At 51.5% G+C, this 21302-nt stretch carries 21 protein-coding genes; 6 read left to right on the top strand and 15 right to left on the bottom strand.

All coding sequences use genetic code 11. The features are described from left to right. Positions 1-45: 45 nt before the first annotated feature. The 3 genes from QZP87_RS05475 to QZP87_RS05465 are packed head-to-tail and all read left to right on the top strand — an operon-like array spanning position 46 to position 2296. Positions 46-1470 (top strand): RtcB family protein, encoded by a 1425-nt coding sequence (locus QZP87_RS05475; protein WP_291321915.1) that lies wholly within the window; start codon positions 46-48, stop codon positions 1468-1470. A gap of 3 nt (positions 1471-1473) precedes the next feature. Further along, positions 1474-1851 carry a DnaJ family domain-containing protein gene (locus tag QZP87_RS05470; RefSeq protein WP_291321914.1) on the top strand — a complete coding sequence of 126 codons (378 nt, stop codon included), beginning with the start codon at positions 1474-1476 and terminating at the stop codon, positions 1849-1851. A 25-nt stretch (positions 1852-1876) separates the two neighbouring features. Next, positions 1877-2296, top strand: a complete 420-nt coding sequence (locus tag QZP87_RS05465; RefSeq protein WP_291321913.1) for an FKBP-type peptidyl-prolyl cis-trans isomerase — start codon at positions 1877-1879, stop codon at positions 2294-2296. Positions 2297-2511: 215 nt separating this feature from the next. Here QZP87_RS05465 and QZP87_RS05460 read toward each other — a convergent pair whose 3' ends face one another. From QZP87_RS05460 to QZP87_RS05445, 4 genes are read right to left on the bottom strand one after another with little or no spacing between them, the layout of a single operon-like run. Beyond that, the gene (locus QZP87_RS05460; protein WP_291321912.1) at positions 2512-4674 is read right to left on the bottom strand and encodes a bifunctional (p)ppGpp synthetase/guanosine-3',5'-bis(diphosphate) 3'-pyrophosphohydrolase; all 2163 of its coding nucleotides are present in this window, start codon (positions 4672-4674) and stop codon (positions 2512-2514) included. After that, a complete protein-coding gene (locus QZP87_RS05455; protein WP_291321911.1) occupies positions 4661-5905 on the bottom strand; it encodes a murein transglycosylase A in 1245 nt (414 codons plus the stop codon). The genes QZP87_RS05460 and QZP87_RS05455 overlap by 14 nt, the downstream gene beginning before the upstream one ends. Continuing rightward, positions 5892-7667 (bottom strand): ARMT1-like domain-containing protein, encoded by a 1776-nt coding sequence (locus QZP87_RS05450; RefSeq protein ID WP_291321910.1) that lies wholly within the window; start codon positions 7665-7667, stop codon positions 5892-5894. Before QZP87_RS05450 ends, QZP87_RS05455 begins: the two co-directional genes overlap by 14 nt. 2 nt (positions 7668-7669) lie before the next feature. After that, a complete protein-coding gene (locus tag QZP87_RS05445; protein WP_291321909.1) occupies positions 7670-8512 on the bottom strand; it encodes an NAD(+)/NADH kinase in 843 nt (280 codons plus the stop codon). Between the two features lie 391 nt (positions 8513-8903). Here QZP87_RS05445 and QZP87_RS05440 point away from each other — a divergent pair, with 391 nt between their 5' ends. Beyond that, positions 8904-9320 carry a DVU0524 family FlgM-associated protein gene (locus tag QZP87_RS05440; RefSeq protein ID WP_291321908.1) on the top strand — a complete coding sequence of 139 codons (417 nt, stop codon included), beginning with the start codon at positions 8904-8906 and terminating at the stop codon, positions 9318-9320. A 271-nt stretch (positions 9321-9591) separates the two neighbouring features. Next, complete coding sequence (gene flgM / locus QZP87_RS05435) at positions 9592-9909, top strand: flagellar biosynthesis anti-sigma factor FlgM (protein ID WP_291321907.1); 318 nt, start codon at positions 9592-9594, stop codon at positions 9907-9909. Here flgM and fliW read toward each other — a convergent pair. From fliW to flgF, 11 genes are all read right to left on the bottom strand, one after another. Further along, positions 9896-10375: a flagellar assembly protein FliW gene (gene fliW / locus QZP87_RS05430; RefSeq protein ID WP_291321906.1), complete on the bottom strand. Its 480-nt coding sequence runs from the start codon at positions 10373-10375 to the stop codon at positions 9896-9898. The two genes, flgM and fliW, sit on opposite strands and share 14 nt — an antisense overlap. After that, positions 10348-10590, bottom strand: coding sequence for a carbon storage regulator CsrA (gene csrA / locus QZP87_RS05425; protein WP_291321905.1), 243 nt, complete (start codon positions 10588-10590; stop codon positions 10348-10350). The genes fliW and csrA overlap by 28 nt, the downstream gene beginning before the upstream one ends. Before the next feature lie 9 nt (positions 10591-10599). Next, a complete protein-coding gene (flgL, locus tag QZP87_RS05420; protein ID WP_291321904.1) occupies positions 10600-12129 on the bottom strand; it encodes a flagellar hook-associated protein FlgL in 1530 nt (509 codons plus the stop codon). Positions 12130-12146: 17 nt separating this feature from the next. Beyond that, on the bottom strand, positions 12147-14240 hold the full coding sequence (flgK, locus tag QZP87_RS05415; RefSeq protein ID WP_291321903.1) for a flagellar hook-associated protein FlgK: 2094 nt from the start codon (positions 14238-14240) through the stop codon (positions 12147-12149). Continuing rightward, on the bottom strand, positions 14240-14710 hold the full coding sequence (gene flgN, locus QZP87_RS05410; protein ID WP_291321902.1) for a flagellar export chaperone FlgN: 471 nt from the start codon (positions 14708-14710) through the stop codon (positions 14240-14242). The genes flgK and flgN overlap by 1 nt, the downstream gene beginning before the upstream one ends. 10 nt (positions 14711-14720) lie before the next feature. Next, positions 14721-15809 carry a peptidoglycan DD-metalloendopeptidase family protein gene (locus QZP87_RS05405; RefSeq protein WP_291321901.1) on the bottom strand — a complete coding sequence of 363 codons (1089 nt, stop codon included), beginning with the start codon at positions 15807-15809 and terminating at the stop codon, positions 14721-14723. A 2-nt stretch (positions 15810-15811) separates the two neighbouring features. Next, complete coding sequence (locus tag QZP87_RS05400; RefSeq protein WP_291321900.1) at positions 15812-16924, bottom strand: flagellar basal body P-ring protein FlgI; 1113 nt, start codon at positions 16922-16924, stop codon at positions 15812-15814. Between the two features lie 92 nt (positions 16925-17016). After that, entirely contained in the window at positions 17017-17724 is a 708-nt protein-coding gene (locus QZP87_RS05395; RefSeq protein WP_291321899.1) for a flagellar basal body L-ring protein FlgH, read from the bottom strand. Positions 17725-17746: 22 nt separating this feature from the next. Beyond that, positions 17747-18673 carry a flagellar basal body P-ring formation chaperone FlgA gene (gene flgA, locus QZP87_RS05390; RefSeq protein WP_291321898.1) on the bottom strand — a complete coding sequence of 309 codons (927 nt, stop codon included), beginning with the start codon at positions 18671-18673 and terminating at the stop codon, positions 17747-17749. A gap of 289 nt (positions 18674-18962) precedes the next feature. Continuing rightward, a complete protein-coding gene (gene flgG, locus QZP87_RS05385; protein WP_291321897.1) occupies positions 18963-19745 on the bottom strand; it encodes a flagellar basal-body rod protein FlgG in 783 nt (260 codons plus the stop codon). A 51-nt stretch (positions 19746-19796) separates the two neighbouring features. Further along, entirely contained in the window at positions 19797-20582 is a 786-nt protein-coding gene (flgF, locus tag QZP87_RS05380; protein ID WP_291321896.1) for a flagellar basal-body rod protein FlgF, read from the bottom strand. Between the two features lie 238 nt (positions 20583-20820). On the opposite strand from flgF, the gene QZP87_RS05375 reads away from it, so the two are divergent. After that, positions 20821-21302, top strand: a 482-nt coding sequence (locus QZP87_RS05375) for a SagB/ThcOx family dehydrogenase (protein WP_291321895.1), incomplete at its 3' end; no start/stop codon positions are given.

Genomic DNA, 21302 nt, shown 5'->3' with positions numbered 1-21302 from the left:
TTTTACAAAGTGTCGCTGTAGTGTTATTAAGCAACACCAATGGATATGCAAAAGCCTACCAGAATATCTTCATACGTACATCGCCTGGAACCTGAAGGGCCCATGCGTGTGCCGGGCTTCATCTTTGCCGATGATGAGCTCATGGCGGACATGGAGGGGGACGTATTCAGGCAGTTGGCCAATGTGGCCACTCTGCCGGGCATAGTCCATGGCGCGCTGGCCATGCCGGACGCCCATCTCGGATACGGCTTTCCCATAGGCGGTGTTGGTGCCTTTGACCCTCACCAGGGAGGAATCGTCTCTGCTGGAGGAGTGGGGTTCGACATCGCCTGTGGAGTGCGTACCCTGCTCACAGGAATTCATAAGGACAGAGTTATTTCTTCCGGCAAGGCCCTGGCGGATCTTTTATACCAGAATGTCCCGGCGGGTCTGGGCACGAAAAAAGGGCTCACAATTTCCAGCAAGGAAATGGACCAGATGCTTGCCCAGGGAGGCAGATGGGCTGTAGGCAGGGGTTACGGGACAAGGTCGGACCTGGAAAAAACCGAGGAAGGCGGCACAGCTTACGGGGCGGATCCCGGGGCGGTGAGCGACAAGGCCCGCAAACGCCTGGACCGGGAGCTGGGCACCCTTGGTTCCGGAAATCACTACCTGGAAATCCAGGCGATACAGGAAATTTTCGATGAAAACACCGCCCGGGCCTTTGGCCTGCGCAAGGACGACACAGTCATGAGTATCCATTGCGGTTCCAGGGGACTGGGGCATCAGGTGGCCACCGAATACATCCGTCTCATGGTCCAGGAAGCAGCCAGACAAAAGATTCGTCTCCCCGACCGGGACCTGGCCTGTGCCCCCATTTTTTCAGACACCGGACAGCAGTACCTGGGGGCTATGCGTGCAGCCATCAACTGTGCCCTGGCCAACCGCCAGATACTGTCACACCTGGCCAGGGAGGCCTTTGAAACAGTATTTCCGGATGCCCGTACCTCCATGCTCTATGATGTATGCCACAACACCTGCAGGGAAGAGGTGCACGAGATTGAGGGCCGCAAAACCCGTCTGTTTGTTCATCGCAAGGGAGCCACCAGGGCTTTTGGCCCTGGACACCCGGACCTGCCCCTGGAATACAGTCAGTCTGGACAACCTGTCATCATAGGTGGCAGCATGGGCACCTCATCCTATATACTGGCCGGCACGACTGAAGGCATGCATATCAGCTTCGGCTCTGCCTGCCACGGTGCCGGCAGGGGCATGAGCCGCAAGCAGGCGGTCAAAAAATATCCCGGACGACAGGTTATTGACCATTTGCAAAAAATGAATATCCAAGTCAGAGGTCACAGTATCAAAGGGCTTTCAGAAGAAGCCCCGGAGGCTTACAAGGATGTCAGCCGGGTGGTGGAAGTCAGCCACAACAGTTCTCTGGCCCGCAAGGTGGCCCGACTAAAACCTTTGATCTGTATAAAGGGTTGATAATTGGACATTTTTGCTAAAAAAGCAGAAGAAAGGATTCTGGAGGCGATGGAAAAAGGGGAGCTGGACAACCTTCCCGGAAGCGGCAAGCCCCTGGAACTAAAAGACGATTCACATATTCCGCCGGAAATGCGCATCGCCTACAAGATCTTGAAAAACTCAGGTTATGTTCCTCCGGAAATGGAGTTGCAGAAAGAAATAATCAACACCAGGGAGCTTTTGAAAAACAGCCGGGAAGAGCAAGAGGCTTACCAGCGCGTTCAAAAACTGAATCTCATGGTCACCAGGATGAACATAATGAGAAAGCGGCCTATAAACCTGGAAGAACATCAGGAATATTTTCCAAAAATTGTGAATAAGGTTCGAATTAAAAAAAAGTAAATGAAAAAACCAAAGGAGAAAATGGATGTCTAAAGTAGAAGACGGAACCCAGGTAAAAGTGCATTACACCGGCAAGCTCAATGACGGTACTGTCTTTGACAGTTCCCAGGATAAGGAACCTCTCGAGTTTACCATGGGAAAAGGCGAGGTAATCCCTGGCATTGAGGATGCTGTTCGGGATATGGATCAGGGTGAAAGCAAGCAGGTAACCATTGGAAAAGACCAGGCCTACGGTGATCGCCGTGATGAAATGATTATTGATGTCCCCAGGGAGAAATTCCCCGACGAAATCCCCCAGAACGTAGGCCAGCAATTGATGCTCAGGCACCCTGAAGGCCAGGAATTTCCGGCGGTCATAGTAGATGTCAAGGATGAGACTGTTACCCTGGACGCCAACCATCCCCTGGCCGGAGAAGACCTCAACTTCGAAATCCAGCGTGTTTAGCCCTCAATGGGTTGAAACAGCCGGACCAATCAAAACGTAACCATTCAGGGGGTCCTAGGTGGTGATTACTGGCACCAGGCCTGGGGACTGTCCCGCACTTATTTTTCCAACGCTCACATCTTTATATTGCTCATCAGAAAAAAATAAGTGCGGGACAGTCCCCAGGCAGACAGCGGCATCCCCTGAATGGTTACGTCATCCTTATCTCTGGCGAGCTATTCCGCAATTCGCATTACCTCCTGCACTTCAGACAGCCTGCGCAGCTTTTCAATGGTTGAGTACAGATGTTTTGAATCCTGTACCATGACCGTTAAGACCACTTCAGTCTTGCCGTCCACGTTGGACTTGAAGGTGCCCGCGTCAATATTTACGTCTTCTTTGGTCAAGAGTCCGCTTATCTTGGCCAGGACACCTTTGCGGTTCTGACACAGCATCTTGATCTTGGCGGGAAAATCCTTGTCGGTCTCCCCGGCCCAGGAAACTTCCAGTTTACGTTCCGGTTCCATCTCCTGGCAGTTGGCGCATTCCGTGGTATGGATGGTTACGCCCCTGCCCCGGCTGATATAACCCACAATCGGGTCGCCCGGCAGGGGATTGCAGCACCTGGCAAAACGCACCAGCACATCCCCCACTCCTTTTATCTGCACACCCTCTTTTTTTGACACCGGGGGGGCTGGTTTTTCCTCTTGCCGTTCCTGGTACTCTGCTGGATCGCTTTTGACCGGCCTTTCCTCTTCCCGGGGAAGAAGCCTGTTCAGTACCTGCCTGGGGGTAATCCTGGCATAGCCCACTGCTGACAGCAGGTCCTCCACGGACTTGTAGGACAGGTCCTGGGCTATGGGCTGCAGTTGGCCCTGCTTGAGGACCTTGTTCATGTTGACGCCGAGCTTGCGCCCCTCCTTTTCCAAAACTTCTTTGGCCAGGGCAATACTCTGCTGACGCTCTTCGTTGCGGATCCACTGCTTGACCCTGGTGCGGGCCTTGGCGGTCTTGACCAGTCTCAGCCAGTCCCGGCTGGGGTGCCGGTGGGAATCGGTTATGATCTCCACTGTGTCGCCGTTTTTCAGGGCGGTGTTCAGAGGAACAAGTTTGCCGTTGACCTTGGCTCCGGCGCAACGATCCCCCACTTCAGTATGGATCATGTAGGCAAAGTCGATTGGTGTCGCCCCTTCTGGAAGCTCTTTGACCTCTCCCCTGGGAGTAAAAACGTAAACCTCGTCTTCAAAGAGATCAAAACGCAGTGAAGCCATAAACTCCCTGGGATCCTTGAGTTCCTCCTGCCAGTCAAGTATCTGCCTCAGCCAGGCGAATCTCTCGGCATCCTTGTCCTTGAACCTGTTTTTCCCGTCCTCCTTGTAACGCCAGTGCGAGGCCACGCCGAACTCGGCCATGTTGTGCATTTCCTCAGTGCGAATCTGGATTTCGATGCGCTCCCCGTCGGGGCCAATGACTGTGGTATGCAGACTCTGGTACATATTGGCCTTGGGCATGGAGATATAATCCTTGAAACGCCCCGGTACCGGCTTCCAGATGGAGTGTACCAGGCCCAGCACGGCATAACAGTCCTTTACGCTCTTCACCAGCACCCTGAAAGCAATTATATCAAAAACCTGGTCCAGGCTGAGTCCCTGCTGCACCATTTTGTGGTAGATACTGTATATATGCTTAAGACGTCCTGAAATACGGCCCTGGATAGCGTTTTTCTCCAGGATCTCCTCGATGTTTTGGCAGACCTTCTGGATGTATTGCTTCCCGACAAATTTCTGCTTGTTGATACCTTCCTGGATCTGAAAATACACATCAGGCTTCATGTAACGAAGGCTCAGGTCCTCCAGCTGAATCTTGAGGCGGTAAAGCCCCAGCCTGTTGGCCAGGGGGGCATAGATATCCATGGTTTCCTGGGCCACAGCCTTCTGCTTCACGACGCTCTGGTGCTCCAGGGTTCTCATGTTGTGCAGGCGATCAGCCAGCTTCACCAGGATGACCCGGATATCATCGGCCATAGCCAGAATCATCTTGCGGATATTCTCGGCCTGGACCTCTTCCTTGGAGTCAAAGCTCATTTTGCCGATCTTGGTCACGCCCTTGACTATCCTGGCCACCTCTTCGCCAAACTGGTCCCGGACTTCCTCCAGGCTGACCTTCGTATCCTCCACGGTGTCGTGCAGAAGACCTGCAGCTATGGTGTCTGCATCCAGGTGCATGTCAGCCAGCATATCCGATACCACCAGCGGATGCGACAGGTAGGGTTCTCCGCTGAGACGGATCTGTCCGGCGTGGGCCGACGCTGAAAACACGTATGCCTTTTGAATAAGGGCCTGGTCAGGGCCCGAAAGATAACTGGAGACTTTGTCCAGTATTTCGTTAATTCTTACCATGTTTGCGAACCATTAGATAAACATCGGCCCTGCCGCTCATCTTGCCGGCAATAAATTCAGGCCTCTCCCCGAAACCGCAGAACAGGTCAAGGTGTCTGCCCCTGATAGCTCCACCGGTGTCCTGGGAAGTTACCGGCCCCCTGATGCGGGTCTGTTGGCCCTGGTATTCCGGCAGTTCTGCATCTATTATCATGAGAGACCCCCAGGGGATAAGGTCCGGGTCACTGGCCACGCTGATCCAGGGGGTAAGAATCTGGCCCGTGGCACCCCTTGGGCCCTCATCATCCAGGTGAAAAAAAATATAGCTGAGGTTGGCGGCCATGAGATCATGCTTTATATCCGGGTTTGACCGGAGTACCTCCCTTATTGACTGCATACTCACCCCGCCCTGCTCCAGATAGCCCAGCTCAACCAGGACCCTGCCCAGAGCCACATACTGGCGGCCGTTCTGATCCGCGTACAGGACGTGTTCGTAAGTACCATCGGGATACTTCAGCCTGCCCGAACCCTGAATATGTAGAAAGAAAAGATCGATAGGATCTTCTACCCAGGCTATCTCCAGTCCGCGTCCGGAGAGTACGCCTCCCCGGTCTATTTCGGCCCTGCTGAAATATGGCTTGATTTCACCGTTCACCAGTCTGTATGAAAGCCTCTGACCTTCCCAGCGGGGGTGAAACTGCCCCAGGTCAACCCTGTGCAGATCATCCGGTCTGCCATACACCGGATAATTGAAACCATCCTTCTGCTCCCTGGCAGCCCTGAGCTCGGGTTCGTAATATCCGGTCAGCAGCACATCCGGGTTGACCGCGTAAAAATCGAAATAATGCTTAAGCAGCCTCGGGTTGCGGTCGATATCAGGCAATAGAAGAAGAAACAACTCCAGGGTGTCCTTGATCTCCCCCCAGGTAATGCAGAGCTTTGGTTCGCAAACCGCTTTTCGGCCTTCATCCCTGGTCCTGACGTAATAAAGGCTCTTTTCCAGGGCTGGAGCCAGGTCCATCCAGCTTTCCAGCCCCTGCTCCTCCAGGTCTTTCTGAAGAAGCCCCACAACATCATGGCCATCCACAGGGGCGAAAAGGGGTGGAATATCCACGGGTTCCGGTTTCAGAACCGGCTCTTTCGGGGCACATCCCCATACAAGCAATACAAACAGAAAAACAACAATTATCCGACCGACAAACTTTACATTGCAACCTGTGAATGCTGCGTCCCTTTGTCTAAAACCTGCCATATTTGCCCGGCTCCTTGTCAATATTCACGTCAAAAAACTTGCCCACTCCATATTCTCTGCGCCGGAAAAACTGCTCCGGACCGGGGCCGATAATCTGCATTTCAGGATACTTTTTCTGTACATCCAGGGCAATGTGCATCTCCTTGGTGCATCCTGTGGAAAAAGTGGCATCCTTTCCGGCCCACACAGGCGGGACACGCTCTCCCATCAGCTCGAAACTCTTTTCAATGTCGCGGACACTCTGAAACCTCCAGACGTCGATGAGTCCGCTGCGCTGCACAATCTCCCACATGTACATAAGATCGTCCCCATCCATGCCCTGCTCAAAATGCTCGGCCGGGTTGATTATAAAAGTACCCGACGTGCGGCTGCGCATATAGTCCACAAACGTATTGAGCACCCTCAGAGCCGTTTTTGTCTGACCGGGAATGCTCCCAATGATGGCGCTGTAAAACAGGACCATCTGACCCTGCATTCTGGCTTCTGCCATCTGGCGTTTAATTTTTTCGGCCTTGGCCAGGATTTCCTTTTCAGTGATCTTGCGTACCCTGATACTTTTGGCTTTGAATTCGAACTGCACCTCATTATGATCATCCCGGTAAAGACACAGGATATCCCGGGTGAAATAATGTGAGTTCTGTATCAGCCTACGGTAATTACCAAGGCCTTTGGCAATGATCAGATCGGATTCTTTCCATGCCCTGGAAAAAGTGACACTGGTCCGGTACAGGTTCAGCCTCTCCCGGCTGCCGTCGGAAATCACCACCAGATTGTTTTCTCTTTGTTTTTTTAAAAATTCATTCTTGGAGGCCTGGCTTTCCTCGATAATACTGGCGTCCGTGAGCAGGTGAGCCTGGATATTATCGGCATAGCTGTCCCATAATGTAGGATACTCATAGTAAAAACCCTCCTTGAGGGCTAGAGTTACCTTGTGCCCCTGGCGGATGAGATTATAAATCACCTGCATATCAAAAACCAGACCTCCGCTCTGGCTTGGAAGGTAAAGGATCTTGAGCCGGTACACGTTTTCCGGGCCGAACAGCCTGGTCATCACTTCCCTGAAACCCTGCCATATACGGCTCAGTTCCTGTTCAATCTCCTGCTGGTCCGGGGTGAAATCCTCTTCTCTCCAGATGCTGTCCCAAGTGGACAGGCAAAAAAAGCGCTTTAGCTCGAGAAGATCCAGTTCCCAGCGCAGGTCCTGAATCCGTTCGCAGCTCATAGTGGAGCTGGGGCAGGAACTGATAAACCTGAAAAACCCGGGGGTATGCATAAATTCCAGGGCCCTGCGGTTATAAGCGCATTTGCGCTCCAGATAGGGGTCCTGCAGGGAGTTCTGGCTCAGAAATATATCCAGCATTCTTTTATGCAGCCTGGATGGAATCATGAATGGAGATCTGAGTACCTTGCCGAAGATGTGCCTGCACAGGGAAAGGACCTTTTTTTTAATAAAATCATCGCTGGAGTAATTTCTAATCAAAAAAATCAGTTTCTTCCATATCTCGAGGTATTCTTTTTTGAGCTCAGGGCTCATCCTGGTCTGCAGGAGATTGGCGAACATCCAGTCAGTACAGGGGGTGAAAAGCTGACCTTCGTTAATATCCACCATAAAGCGCAGCTGTTCAGCCGAGGCATTGACCCTGGGATTTACCAGATGCTCAATGTTGTTTTCCAGCATGAAATGCAGAAGCCAGGCGTCCAGGTACGGATCCTGGCCGTAGTATATCCTGGAATAAGATGAAATGTGCGGCAACGTCGACACTTTTACCCCCTGATGAAAAACTTTTTGTACCTGAGCTTGGTTATAAACCCCTCGTCGCGACACATGAGAAGCTGCAGGTCAATATTATACCTTTTTACTCTCAGTTCGTCACCGGGGTTTAAAACGAAACCCGACTGACCGTCTACAGTCAGGTAAGCTTCCTGGGTGGAGTCGCCGATGCGCAGCAGGAAAGACTCCGAGGCCGGCATTACAAGGGGTTTGAAGTCGTGCAGAAAGACGCACACCGGGGTCAGGATCATTGCCTGCATTTCAGGGTGCACCAGCGGCCCTCCGGCAGATATGCAGTAAGCAGTGGAACCTGTGGGGGTGGACACAATGAGGCCGTCTGCACGGATGGATTCCAGGGCGCCCTGGTATGACTCCAGGTCCAGGGAAATTATCCTGGCCAGTTCACCCCGGCTGACCACAAGTTCGTTGACGGCTACACCCGTGTCCCTCTTACGCCCTCTCCGGAATATGGAATACTCCAGTACCACCCTGTGAGAAATCCTGCCGCCCGACTCCAGGACCATGTTCAGCTGCTCTTTCCAGGTCAGAGGGGACACCTCGGCCAGAAAGCCCACCTTGCCCAGGTTGACCCCTAAAAAGGGCACCTGGTTGTCCAGCAGAGTGCGCACGACGCTCAGCATCGTACCATCCCCGCCGAGGACCAGGATCAGATCCACTCTGTCCCAGGACAATCTCTCTATATCGTTTTCATAGGGAAAATCAGCCCTGCAGGTGTTGCAATGCTTGCTTTCCAGCCAGGCCCTGATTTCCTGGGCCATGTTCCTGGCTTCCCTGCTTTCCATTTTAGTGGCCAACACAATATTTTTAATTCTCATAGTTAGGATGCAGCTGGTTGGAGGTTCCCTGGAGCCTGATTTATCGGTAGCCGGCCATTACGGCTCCAACTGCGGTCTATTTTTTTTGTAGCCAATATCCTGAAATCATTCAAGGAGAACTTGACTGTACCGGATCCAGGCAATCCTTCAGAGGGCATCAAAGGTGATGCATGCAGTCACGCCTCAGGTGCGACCGGGGACTTCCCTGCTAAGCGTCACTGTCAGCGTGGTTCTCATTTTTGTTGAAGGCAGTGAGAAGTAGTATAAAGTCAATAAAAACAGGGAGTTTGCAGATATAAGATCTTCGGCACAACAGAAACGAAAAAAAATGTTGATTTTAGCTAAAGCTTTTTCATATCCTGCCGATACAAATAACCAGAAGAGGCTGAATATGACTATCAACCAATCCCTGTTAAAAAATATGTTTAATAACTATGATCGCCAGCTGGTCACGGGGCGTAAGCTTTCCCGGCTGTCCAGATACCTGCGTGGTCCTGACGGGGACAGCCTGCATCCAAAATCCAGAGAAAAAAAGAGAAGAGCCATGGTAGAAAGAGTAGCCAGGGAAATTGTAGAAAACCTGATCACATCCGACAGCAACAACATGATAGTTCAGGAAATAAAGGAAGAGCTTCGCCAGGAAATGAACTCTGACCTGATTTTCCACTACCCTCCCACCGGAGAGGATATGAAGGTGCTCAAGCCCGGCGATGACGGTCCTCAGGAATTAAATATACACGAAAAAGACAGGATTCTTCGCAAGCTTTGGGAAATCACCCTGGACAAAGTAAACCGGACCATGCTCTGACAGGGTCCGTGCCCGCTACCCAAATATATTTTGCACAAATATCGGAACAACATGTTCTTCAATTTTCAAGGGCTGTATACCTCCAGTCAGAAAGCCATGCCAAATGCAAAGCGCTGAACAGATACAGTACGACAGGTTAAAATAGATTTGCAGCCTGAAATGTTTGACATTTATCTCATGATGTTGAAAAATGTGCACAACAGGCTTAAGTCACGGCGAATTTGTCCGATAAATTTGGTAAGGCACCAGCCGAAACCAAACGGAGGTACCCATGCAGATAAAAGGATTCCCCACTGGGATTCAGACATATGAACAGTCCAGAACAGATAAGACCAGGGCCGACAAGGAAGCCAGGAAGTCCTCCCTCCAGGGACAGAGCGGCGACAAAGTCACACTGTCCCAGGGAGCAAAGCTGCACCACGCCGCCATGCAGGCTGCAGTCGACAGTGATGAGGTCAGAATGGAAAAGGTCCAGGATCTCAGGGAGCGGGTGGCGGACGGGTCATACCAGCTGGATGCCCGCAAAACCGCCGAAAAGATGATACGTGAAGATCTGGAAAACTGGATGGGAAGGTCTATAAATGAGTAGTATCGGACTGCTCCTGATTGCTTTTCAGCTCTGAGAGCATAATACGGCTTCTGGTTTCAGGCTCGGTCTGCACCGTCTGCAGGCCGAGCTTTTTTTTGGAGTTGAGAACTATCGGCCCTGTAAGGTTCAGGGTAGCGGATTCAGGTCTGTCTCCGGGTATGGACACGGTGACAAGGATGGCCAGGTCTTTCTGGGCCTTCACCTGGAGTATATTTTCCTCAAAGCTGCTCAAGCGTACCGCAAAGTCTGTCAAAAAGGTAAACGGATCGGTTACCAACAGGCCCAACCTGGCATCATCCAGGCTTTGCAGCAGTAAAAAAGGCGAGTCCGGTTTGATCTGCAGCAGGGCAAAGTCCTTGAAACGCTCCATGCCAATGAGCCCTCGGGGGAAGTGAATGGCCTTATCTTCATCCACTAGAAACTCACCCAGCCTTGTTTCTACTTTTCTTTGTGCTGTGTCTTCCATAAATCAGCTGCCACTAATAAATCCTGTGAACAGGCCAGGATAGCCTGTTCATTTTCCTGTTGAATCTTTTTGAACACCTCTTCCCGGTAGACCGGCAGGTCTTCAGGCACATCTATGCCCAGCTTGACCTGCTTGCCCTTCATGCTGAGGACGGATATGATTATGTCTTCGCCCAGGTGAATGCTTTCCCCGGCACGACGTGTGAGTATGAGCATAGCCGCCTATTAAATATGATTTACAAGACTCATCTGCATAAGCAGGGAAGATGATCTCAGGACCGCTTCATATGTCATCTGCCGGCTGGCCAGGCGGGACATAAGTTCGGCTATGTCCACGTCTTCTATGTTGCTCATTCTACCCTTTTCATTGTGCTCCAGCCCGGACAGAACAGTAGAGGCCACTGCCAGTCGGTTTTCACGCGCGCCCACGTCTGCCAGCTTAGCAGATATGTGCTTCAGGGATTCGTCGATGTTTTCCAGGGACTTCTGAATGCCTTGCTCGTCATCGGTTTCCAGGTAGCCGATGAGCTCCCCCAGGGTCTCAAAGACGTTCTGGGGGCCGTCTGGGGCTTTTACGTATTCGCCATCAGTATTTTTGTAAATCCCCCCGAACACATCCTTGCCAATGTTATTCACCTGGATATAATCACCGGATGAAATCTCGAAGTTTATGGCAGCCTTGTTGGGGCGGATGACTATCTGATCGTCTTCATTGAGCTCATCATTATTAGGATCATTAGGATCATAACCATCAATCTGTAGGCGTCCTCCTGGAACAAGGAATTTGATTTCATCATTATCGTCATCCCGGGTAGCAGTATTTCCTGTATTCCAGGTGCTCCCCCCGTCCTGGCTGTAGGAATATGTTACATCATTTCCACTAACATCGTCTATTCTTATGGTTACATTGTTTTCAAATCTGCCTATAGCTTTTATATCCCCAATATCACTTATATCTGCCTGAGTATAAGCGGAAATAATATTGCGGTCCTCATCATCTCCCTTATATTCGGCAGTGGGTCTCACCCAGAACTCCAGATCATCTAAATCGTCAGCATTATAACCGTCAAAAAAGTTATCTCTAAGCTTCACGACTACCTGATCATCACTTCCAAGGGTGAGTTCATTATCAATATTATCATAGTCCTTCCACTCACTCCAGGTCCTGGTTCCATCCTCGGAAAATCTGTACTGGAGGTCTCCATCATCATTTTCACGAAATTCAACCTTTATTGACTGATCCACCCGTCCTTGTACAATAACTTCTGTGATATCTCCATCCTGAAGCGTCTTATTACTGGTCACCCACATTGCTTTCTCAAACGCTGTATCGTCAGTCTTGTGCCCGCCGAATATGCTCTTGCCTTCATATCTGGTATTGGCCAGGTTGATCATCTGGTTAAAGACCTGCTGCACTTCGCCAGCCACAATCTCCCGCTGTTCCGGACTCAGGGTGCCGGTGGCTCCCTGTTCGGCCAGTTCCTTGGCCCTGATCAGCAGATTGTTGGCCTGTATCAGGGTTTCATCAGCCAGGTTCAGCCAGCCCTTGGCGGTATCCACGTTGGATTGATACTTGTCCAGGGCGGCTATGGAGTCACGATATCCAAGAATTCTGAACATGCCCACCGGATCGTCTGATGGCTTGTTGACCTTTTTCTGACTGGAGGCCTGGTTGTGCAACTCCATCAATTCAGTAGTGGACCTGTTCATATTCTGAAGAAAGCTATGATACATCATGTTATGGGATACACGCATATCCGTTTACCTCGTGTTTACATTTTCAGGCCCAGCAGGGTCTGCATCATCTGATCCGCGGTGCTTATCATTCTGGCCGCAGCCTGGTATGCATGCTGGTACTTGATGAGGTTGCTCATCTCTTCGTCCAGGTTCACCCCGGACTTTTCCTCCTGCCTGCGGTTGAGGTCGGCGGCGAGAGACCTGTTATATTCAGCATTGAACCTGGACATGCTGGTATCCGACCCCACATTTCCGGACAGAGAATTGTAGTAATTCTGAATGGTTTGGGATGTTTTGCCTTCAAAGGTGGTGGTTATGTCCACCTTTTTGTCCTGGAGAGAGGCGATCTGCAGGGCGGTTGTATTGTCCCCGATATTGGCCTCTCCAGCCCCGTTTACTGATCCGGCATTTATATGAACGATATTGTTGCGCACCTTGTCATTTACAGCAAAGGAGCCGGCATCATGGCCCTGAAAAAAAGTGTTCAGGCCCAGACCGGCCAGGAGACCGCTGGAATCGTCGCTGAAGGAAAACTGGTAACCGTCTTCTGCTGAAATAATCAGGCGGTTATTTACTATGGCTGCTTCAATATCATCCAGATGATCAATAGCATCTCGGACATGTTCCAGGCTGTGTATTTCCGGATCAAAATTTCCATTCCAACCATCGGGATCGTTGCCCAACTCGCCTTGAGTGGGAAACTTTGGAGACAAAGACTCAACATCTCCATTCTCATCGTATACATGAATGGTGAAATTCCCGGGCTGCAACTTTTCTCGGTAGGGAAGTCCAGAATTGGGGCTGCCAAGCTCTGCATCAGTCCTAGTTACCTGGTAGGTGCCCTCAGCGTACTTCATGTGCTCCAGGCCGGCACCGTTGGAGTGGATCCTGTTGACCTCCCAGGCCAGAGACCCGGCCAGGGCGTCCAGCTTTTCACTGTACTTGCCGGCATAGTGATCCCGGAAATTTAAGTAACCCGCAATTGAACCGCCTGTGAGACGTCGTTCGTTGAGGGTGCCGTCACTCATAACCTGGGGAGAAATAATCATATCTGAAGAGGTGTTTCTTTCCCAGTAAACGGCGCTCTTGGGGACTATAGTAAACTCATCTCCCTCCGATAGAGGGTTTGGCCCCGGACCTTCCTCAAACCAGATCTCGATATCATTCACCTGCAGGCTAACCCGGTTTTCATACCCTGCTCCAACTGAAAACTCTTTTATATCTCCATTATCTTCCTTGAGCCAGTTTTTGCCGCCATCCAAAGAAACTTTGAATTCATTATCACCCGGCAATATTTCTATGGTCAACTCATAACCTGAAGATCCAGTGAACTTTATTTCCCCGTCAAAATTTGACTTCACATTAGGAAATGCCTTGGGCTCCTCAAACTTGAGCTTGAAAGTCTCCCCGCCCTGCACCAGGGTATGCCCGGCCTTGGTCTGGATGGTTACTTCCCCGCCCTTGTCCATGTAATTTATATCGACCTTCTCGGCCAGTTCGCGCACAAGCAGATCACGCCTGTCGTGAAGCTCATTCATGTTGATGCTGCCCGGCACCTCCCGCATTTTGATCATTTTGTTTATTTCAGCGATTTCTCCCAGGATCTCGTTCACCCTGGTCACATCCTTTCGGATCATCTCATCCACCTGCTTTCGCTGCTTGGACAGATCCTTGTCCATGGACCTGAAGGTCTCGACCAGATTGGCGGTTTTGCCCAGAAGAGCGGTCCGGACATTGTTGTCATCCGGCCTTTTGGACAATTCCTGCCAGTCCCTCCAGAACTCAGACAATGCCTCATTCATTCTGCCTTCCCGGCTATCGTTGAACAGCAACTCGAGGCTGGACAGCTGTTCATACACGGCCTCCCACATCTCCCTGTCCGAGGATTTGTCGTTGTACTGGGTCTCGATAAAGGAATCAAAGTATCTGAAGACTTCCTTGGCGTTGACTCCGGTGCCGATCTGCCCCGGGGCCTTGTCCAGCGCCATGGACTCCTCCAGGCGAACCTCCCTGCGCCGGTACCCTTCGGTATTGACATTGGAAATATTGTTGCCGGTAGTCTGAAGGGCGCTCTGATTGGCAAAAAGAGCCGTCCGCCCTGAATTCATAAGCGCATGAATGCCTGACATTACATTCTCCCCCTGAAAAAACCGGCTTCCCTGCTGAAATCGTTATATCGCCTGCCATCAGCCGAGTAATTGCTGGGCTGCCTGGGGGTTGCCTGTTCAATAAACTCCCGGGCCAGCATGGCACTCTGATGAGACAAGGCCTGGGCAATAGAAGCGTTCTTTACTGCCTGCAAGGCCATGTTTTTCTCTTCCTGCTCCAATTCCTGAAGCATTTGCAGATACTGCTGCCTGACGACCTCATCCATGCCGGAAATATAATCACCAAGACCGTCGAAACCTGCGCCCTGGACCGTGTTGATTAAATCTTCCTTTTCCCGGATCATCTGGCGCACCAGTTCCTGCAGGGAGAATTCAAGGGATGACACCTTTTCAGGACGATTGTTCATCAGTGCGGAATACTCCTCCTGTAAAAGCAGAAGAAGAAGCTTCAATGCCAGTTTCTGGCGTTTCAGTGCGGCCATTATATCCATCCAGCACCTCCTATGATTCGGCGTATCCGATATTCAGCCCTGCAAGCATCCTGTCCTTAATCAGGTTTGGATCCCAGGCCATGTCACCCTGCCTTATCTCAAAATGCAGGTGCGGGCCTGTTGACCTGCCAGTGTTGCCGGACATGGCTATTTCCTGGCCCTGGTCCACTTTATCCCCTACCTCGACCAGGTTATTGCTGTTGTGGGCATAGACACTCTTCCATCCCAGAGGATGTTGTATAATTACCTTGTTGCCGTATCCCCCGTCCTTGCCAGAAAAAACAACTTCACCCGGCCAGCTGGCCTTTACCGGTGTGCCTTCTTCTACTGCAAAATCAATTCCAGCATGCCAGGTCTGTTGCCCTGTAAAGGGATCCTCGCGCCAGCCGAACCCGGAACTTACCCGGCCCTGCACCGGCCACTGCAATGGCGGCAAAGCCTGTCGTCCTGGGTCTTCCACGGACTCCAGGGGTGCCGGGGACTCCTTTGGTTCCAGGGACTCCAGAGTATCAAGTTCTTCTTTATCAGGCTTCAGTTCAGGAAGGTCAGGCTTATTCCTGCCAAAGGCGGCTTCAATTTGCCCAGCCAGCATCTCGGCTTTTCTGTCCGATGGAATGTTCATGTCCAGGATTCTCTGGACCTGCAGATTGTGCTCGATATAATCCCTGGAGTTCTTATCTTCTTCCTGGGCAGGAAAATTTTTCCCTTCCGGGGCAGGATTGCGGTTTGGCCGGGTATCAGTGCTGGCTTCAATATTGGATTTCTCCACCTGTCCGCTCAACTGGTTAAAAATCAGATCAGCCAAGCCTATACCGCCGCTTTTGGCCATCTCAATTGAAATCTTTTCATCAAACATGGACATATACATTTCTTTTTCATCACTGTGCAGGTAGCTGTCCTTGGGCACAGTGTTACGCATCTGTTCCCAGATGCGTTGAATGAATATGGCTTCGAACTCCTGGCTGGCCTTGCGCAGTGCCTTTTTATCGGCATTGCCTGACCCAAACCTGTCCTGCAGATTTTTAACTGTCGCATCCTTGCGTCCGGAAAGACCCTGCTGCAGCTGATCCATTCCCTGGTTTGAAACAATAGAACTCATGATCAGATCACCTCTAGTTCAGCGTGCAACGCACCCGCTGCCTTCAAAGTGCGCAAAATGGATATAAGGTCCCTGGGGGTGGCCCCTATGGCATTGAGTCCATCCACCAGCTCGTTGATAGTGGCACCCTCGATGATGCTCAACTGGCGCTCCTCCTCGATAATATCTATTTCCGTCTCCGGGACTATTACCGGAGGGGCATCGGTAAAGGGCAGGGGCATGAAAACATCGGGCACCTCCCTGACCATAACCGTCAGGGCACCGTGAGAAATGGCTACTCTTGACAGGCGCACGTGCTCTCCTATGACCACGGTGCCGGTCTTTTCATCCACCACCACCCTGGCGGGGCTGTCCGGGGAGACCTGCAGATGTTCCAGGGCAGCCATAAAGGGAACCAGATTACCACGAAAACCATCCGGGATATCCACACGAATGGTGGAATTATCCTCGGCATAGGCCAGGTTGCTCCCAAAATGCTCATTTATACTCTCTGTTACCTGGGCCGTGGTGGAAAAGTCCTGCATATTCAGGTTGACCACGATTTCATTCTGAGTGTTGAACCTGTAGGGGATCTCCCTTTCAATTGTGGCTCCGCCAGGAATCCTGGCACCCGTAGGTACTCCCGTAGTAATTTCGGCAGCATCGCCGGCTACAGAATATCCTCCCACGGTGAGCTGTCCCTGGGCGATAGCATAAATCTGACCGTCGATCCCGCTCAAGGGAGTCTGGATCAGCACCCCCCCCAGGAGGCTGTCTGCATCCCCCATGGAGGAAACAGTTACGTCCAGCTTGCTCCCGGGCCTGGCCGAGGAGGGCATGCTGGCGGTAACCATTACTGCGGCCACATTATCCGGCTGCAGGTCAGCAGGATTGACGCTGACCCCCATGCCCTCCAGCATGTTTGACATGGAGCGCAGGGTAAAGGGAGATGCCTGACTGTCTCCGCTGCCGTCCAGGCCCACAACCAGTCCGTAGCCCACAAGCTGATTTTCACGAACCCCGCTGAAGGTAGCCACATCTTTCAGGCGCACCGCCTGCACACTGTCCCAGATCCCCAGGACGAAAATCGCCACAACCGCCAGGAATATTGCCTTGACTTTACCTGTAATATTCATAAAAGGCCCTTCGCTTTGCACTCTTTTTCAAGATTATTATCCGGATATCTGTTCAGCTATTTTTAGGCAGGCGTTAAACAGATACTAAGCGCCTAAAACGGCCAGACTTTACCCAGCGCTCTTGACAGCCAGCCCGGACGCTGCTGATCCGCCAGGATGCCTTCCCCGTACATTTCTATCTGAGCATCGGCCAGCTGAGTGGAAGAAATGGAATTGTTGGAATCCACATCCCTGGAACGTACCAGCCCCCTGACCGCGATGATCTGGGTTTCATTGTTGACTTTTATCTGCCTGGCTCCCTCAATGTGCATCACTCCTCCATCCATGACTTCCACAACCCTGGCTGAAATACTCGCCTGCACGTTCGATCCCCGGGAAGTGGTGCCGTCTCCTTCAAAATCGCTTGTGGAGTCCGAAGACACCCTGGGATCAGCCCCCATAGTTCCGGCAGGTCCAACTCCGGGGAAAAATCCTCCAGCTACAGCACTTATGGGCATGGAATTGAAATTCATCGCACTGCTTCTATCGTAATCAGTATTGGCCCTGCTTTCAGCATCCGAGGATTCTTGAATATGCACAGTTACTATATCCCCGACATTTCTGGCCCGGTTGTCTCCGAATAAAAACCGGGTGCGATGGGGTTGAAAAAGAGATGGAGAATCCGCTTCTGTAATGGCACCGGGATCAGGGTACTGCTCAGGACCGTAGGAGGGCATAGGGGTGGATTTTTTATGCGCCGGGGCGCAGGCTGCCAGGAAAATGGCCGCAAAAAACACAATTATTACTTTGTAGGTATTCATACTCAACTCCATTATGTCGTAATTACCTGGTGCTGACCCTGCCGCTGCTCTCGACAGTGGCCCGGACTTCTTTGTTGCTCTGCATGTTGCGGACCATAATGCGATCGCCTCTCTGGCCGTCTTCCAGGACTTTGCCCGGAACCACCAGGGTCAGGTGATTACCTTCATAAACCATGTCCACACGGCTTCCTCTGCTGACCATGGGCACCGGTTCAAGACTTCTCTTGTAAATGGGCTGCCCCTGCCCTATACTGGACCTGATGCGCCAGGGACCACTCTGACCGTTCCACACTTCGCGGCGTACGTAAGCCAGGTTTTTTTCCTCAAAACGGACGTCCCCCGGCTCAATAATGTCCCCCCGGTTCAGAGGACGGTCCGCGCAGGCAACAGTGACCCAGACATCCACAAAAACATTGCCGGTGTGCCGCCTGACCACTTGACCATGACCGTCGCGGACTACAAACCTCAGGCTGTTGCGTCCCGGACCTGGATCGCGGACAGTCTCAATCTCTACTTCCTCGTAAGGGCTTTCCAGAAAAATAGGGGATGGAAGTCTAAAATCGCGAAACACTATTCTCTCTCCCAATGAATTCACCCTGGGCCCGATATAATCCCGCACAATGTCCTCCAGGTGGTCATCATCCAGGACCCTTCTACCCCTTTGAAATATAATCTCCCGGGGAATTATGCTGGCCTGCGCCAAATCTCCCAGGGCCACCTCCAGGCGCTGCTGCACTCTGGCCCGGTCCAGAACAATCCGTTGCCCGGCATTGGGAGCCCTCCAGAGCTGGGTATCCTTGATGTCAGACCAGTACTGTTCAGCCCTGGCATTTCTAGGAGTGGCAATATCCCCGAAAGTAATTACGTCTCCTGAAATGGCCACATGCTCGTCGATCCAGAAAAGCCCTTCACTGGAACCGGCCATCCCGGAGTCACTCCCCGTAATCATCAGGACTGCAACAAAGCAGATACATATCTTTATTATTATTTTTCTGAACTTCACCATAACTTCACCAGAAAATCCGTTATCTACTTAACACTACAGCGACACTTTGGATATATTCTCGTCTCGGCCATCGGGGACAGGCACTTTTGCCGACCTCAACCCGTAAAACGGCCGGGCTATCCGGCGGCAAAAGAGCCAGTCCCCTTCCAGCTTAAATAAAGTGTCGCTGTAGTGTTAAAATGTTATGCAACCCAATCCAGGCTTTGCGCTGTTGACTCATCCTCTGAAAACACTACCTCTTCATCTGGTTGGCCATCTGCAACATCTGATCCGAGGTCTGAATGGCCTTGGAATTGATTTCATAGGCCCTTTGACCTATGATCATGTTCACCATTTCATCCACGATTTCAACGTTGGAACTTTCCAGGGCCCCGGAGCGGATACTTCCAAAATTCTGAGTTCCAGGTACCCCTTCTGTGGCCGGGCCTGATGCCTCTGTTTCAGAGTAGAGGTTGCGCCCGGCGCTGTTGAGCCCTGCCGGGTTCATAAACCTGTAGACAGGAATTTCACCTTCAGCCAGAACTTCATCAGCACCGTCAACACAAATGATTTTTCCCTGTTCATTTACATGCACTCTGGCAGTATCCTCAGGAATGTGGAACTCAGGCTGCAGTGCATAACCGTTTGCAGTAACCAGTCTTCCGTCCTGGTCAGGCTCGAAAGCTCCTGCCCGGGTATATCTGATCTCATCATTGGCTATAACCTGGAAAAAGCCATCGCCTTCAATGGTCAGATCCAGGGGATTGCCGGTCTGCTTGTAGTCACCCTGGGTAAATATCTTGTGTACCGACAGGGGGTTGGTTCCCATACCCACCTGCAGGCCTGTGGGGATCCTGTCGCCGGTAAGGTTTTCAGTACCCGCTACCTTCAGGGTCTGGTACATGAGATCCTCGAACTGGGCCCGGCTTTTTTTGAAACCATCTGTATTCACATTGGCCAGGTTGTTGGCGGTAACGTCAATATTCATCTGCTGGGCGGCCATGCCGGTTGCTGCTGTCCAGAGTGATCGCATCATAAGGCTGTCTCCATTTGTTTTGCTGATGTAAAAAAAATCCATTTATGCCATTTATCTGACAGTGCCCACCTGCTGGATCAATTGCTGATCCTTTTCATGGGAACTGGTCATCATTTTCTGCAGGGCCTCAAAGTTGCGCATGGTACTGATCATATTGACCATTTCATATACCGGGTCCACGTTGGAATTTTCCAGGAACCCCTGCTGAATGCGGGCTGTTTCAGCGGGTATAGGTGCTGAATCCGCTCCATCTTTTATCTGTAGAAGCTGTCTGCCTTTTTTTTCCAGAGCGTTTAAATCGGTGAATGTAGTCAGGAGGATAACATCCAGCAGTTCCCCGTCTGCCAGGACTTCGCCGTTTTCTCCCACTGTAATGCTGGCAGCGTTTTCCGGAATTTCAATGGGCCCGCCCTCCCCCTGCAATTCAAAATTTTGGCCCGTTACCAGGTGCCCTGTATCCGGGTGACGTAAAAATGATCCATTTCGGGTATAGGCCGTCTCTCCTTCGGGTGTCGTCACCTCAAAAAAACCCTCACCTGAAATGGCCAAATCCAGAGGATTGCCGGTCTTTTTCATGTCCCCGTCCTGCAGATCCAGATGAACAGGACTGGGCCTGGTCTGGCTGCGTAACTTGGACTCGGGCCAGGGCAGGCGATCTTCCAGGGTCATATTGGGATCTCCGTAATCCGAGGCGTAACGGATAAAAACATCCTCAAAGGCTATCTTGTCGCGTTTGTACCCGGTGGTATTCACATTGGCCAGGTTGTTGCTTATGGTATTCATCTTGGCTTCCTGGCTCATGGCCCCGAAAAACGCGCTGTACATGCCGTCCTGCATATTTTTTCCTCCTGAGCTGAATTCAAGCAAATTACAGGCCAAAAAAGCCTGACAACATTTAGCTCAACTCCTTGACCCGCCTGACCTTCTTGTTATAATAATAAAAATAATCCAATCATACAGACCAGGGAGGTTAATTATGACATCGACATTCGCCACATCTGGGAAAATTTTTCTGATGACGGTAGGGTTGAATCTATGTTTTTTGGCCGGATTCAGCCTGCAAGGAGGTGAGAGTATGTTTTTCAAGAAAGCCGCAGCCCAGGAAAAGATGGAACTGCCTGAATTCACTACAGAAGGGGAAACCAGCCTGGAACAGGCTTTAAGCAAGCGCAAGTCCACCAGGTCCTATGCTGACAAGCCCCTCAAACTAGAGCAAGCAGCCCAGTTATTGTGGGCTGCGCAAGGGGTTAACAGACCTCAGCGCAATTTTCGCACTGCTCCTTCCGCCGGGGCGCTGTTCCCTCTTGAGGTATTCCTGGTGGCTGGTGAAGTGGAGGGCCTGGAAGCAGGCGTTTATCGCTATCTTCCAAAAGAGCACATGCTGAGTAAAGAAAAGGCTGGCAATGTCCAGGGGGATCTGCACCGAAGCGCTCTGGGGCAGTCCGCGGTGAGGGATGCTCCGGCCGTGGTGGTTATTGCCGGGATATATGAACGGACCACCGGCAGATACGGAGATCGCGGCAGGCAATATGTACACATGGAAGTGGGCCACGCCGG

The sequence above is a fragment of the Desulfonatronospira sp. genome (assembly GCA_003563255.1).
In the GTDB taxonomy this organism is placed as follows: domain Bacteria; phylum Desulfobacterota; class Desulfovibrionia; order Desulfovibrionales; family Desulfonatronovibrionaceae; genus Desulfonatronospira.
The sequence above is the reverse complement of the archived record's forward strand: the minus strand, read 5'-3'. Positions and strand labels throughout refer to the sequence as shown.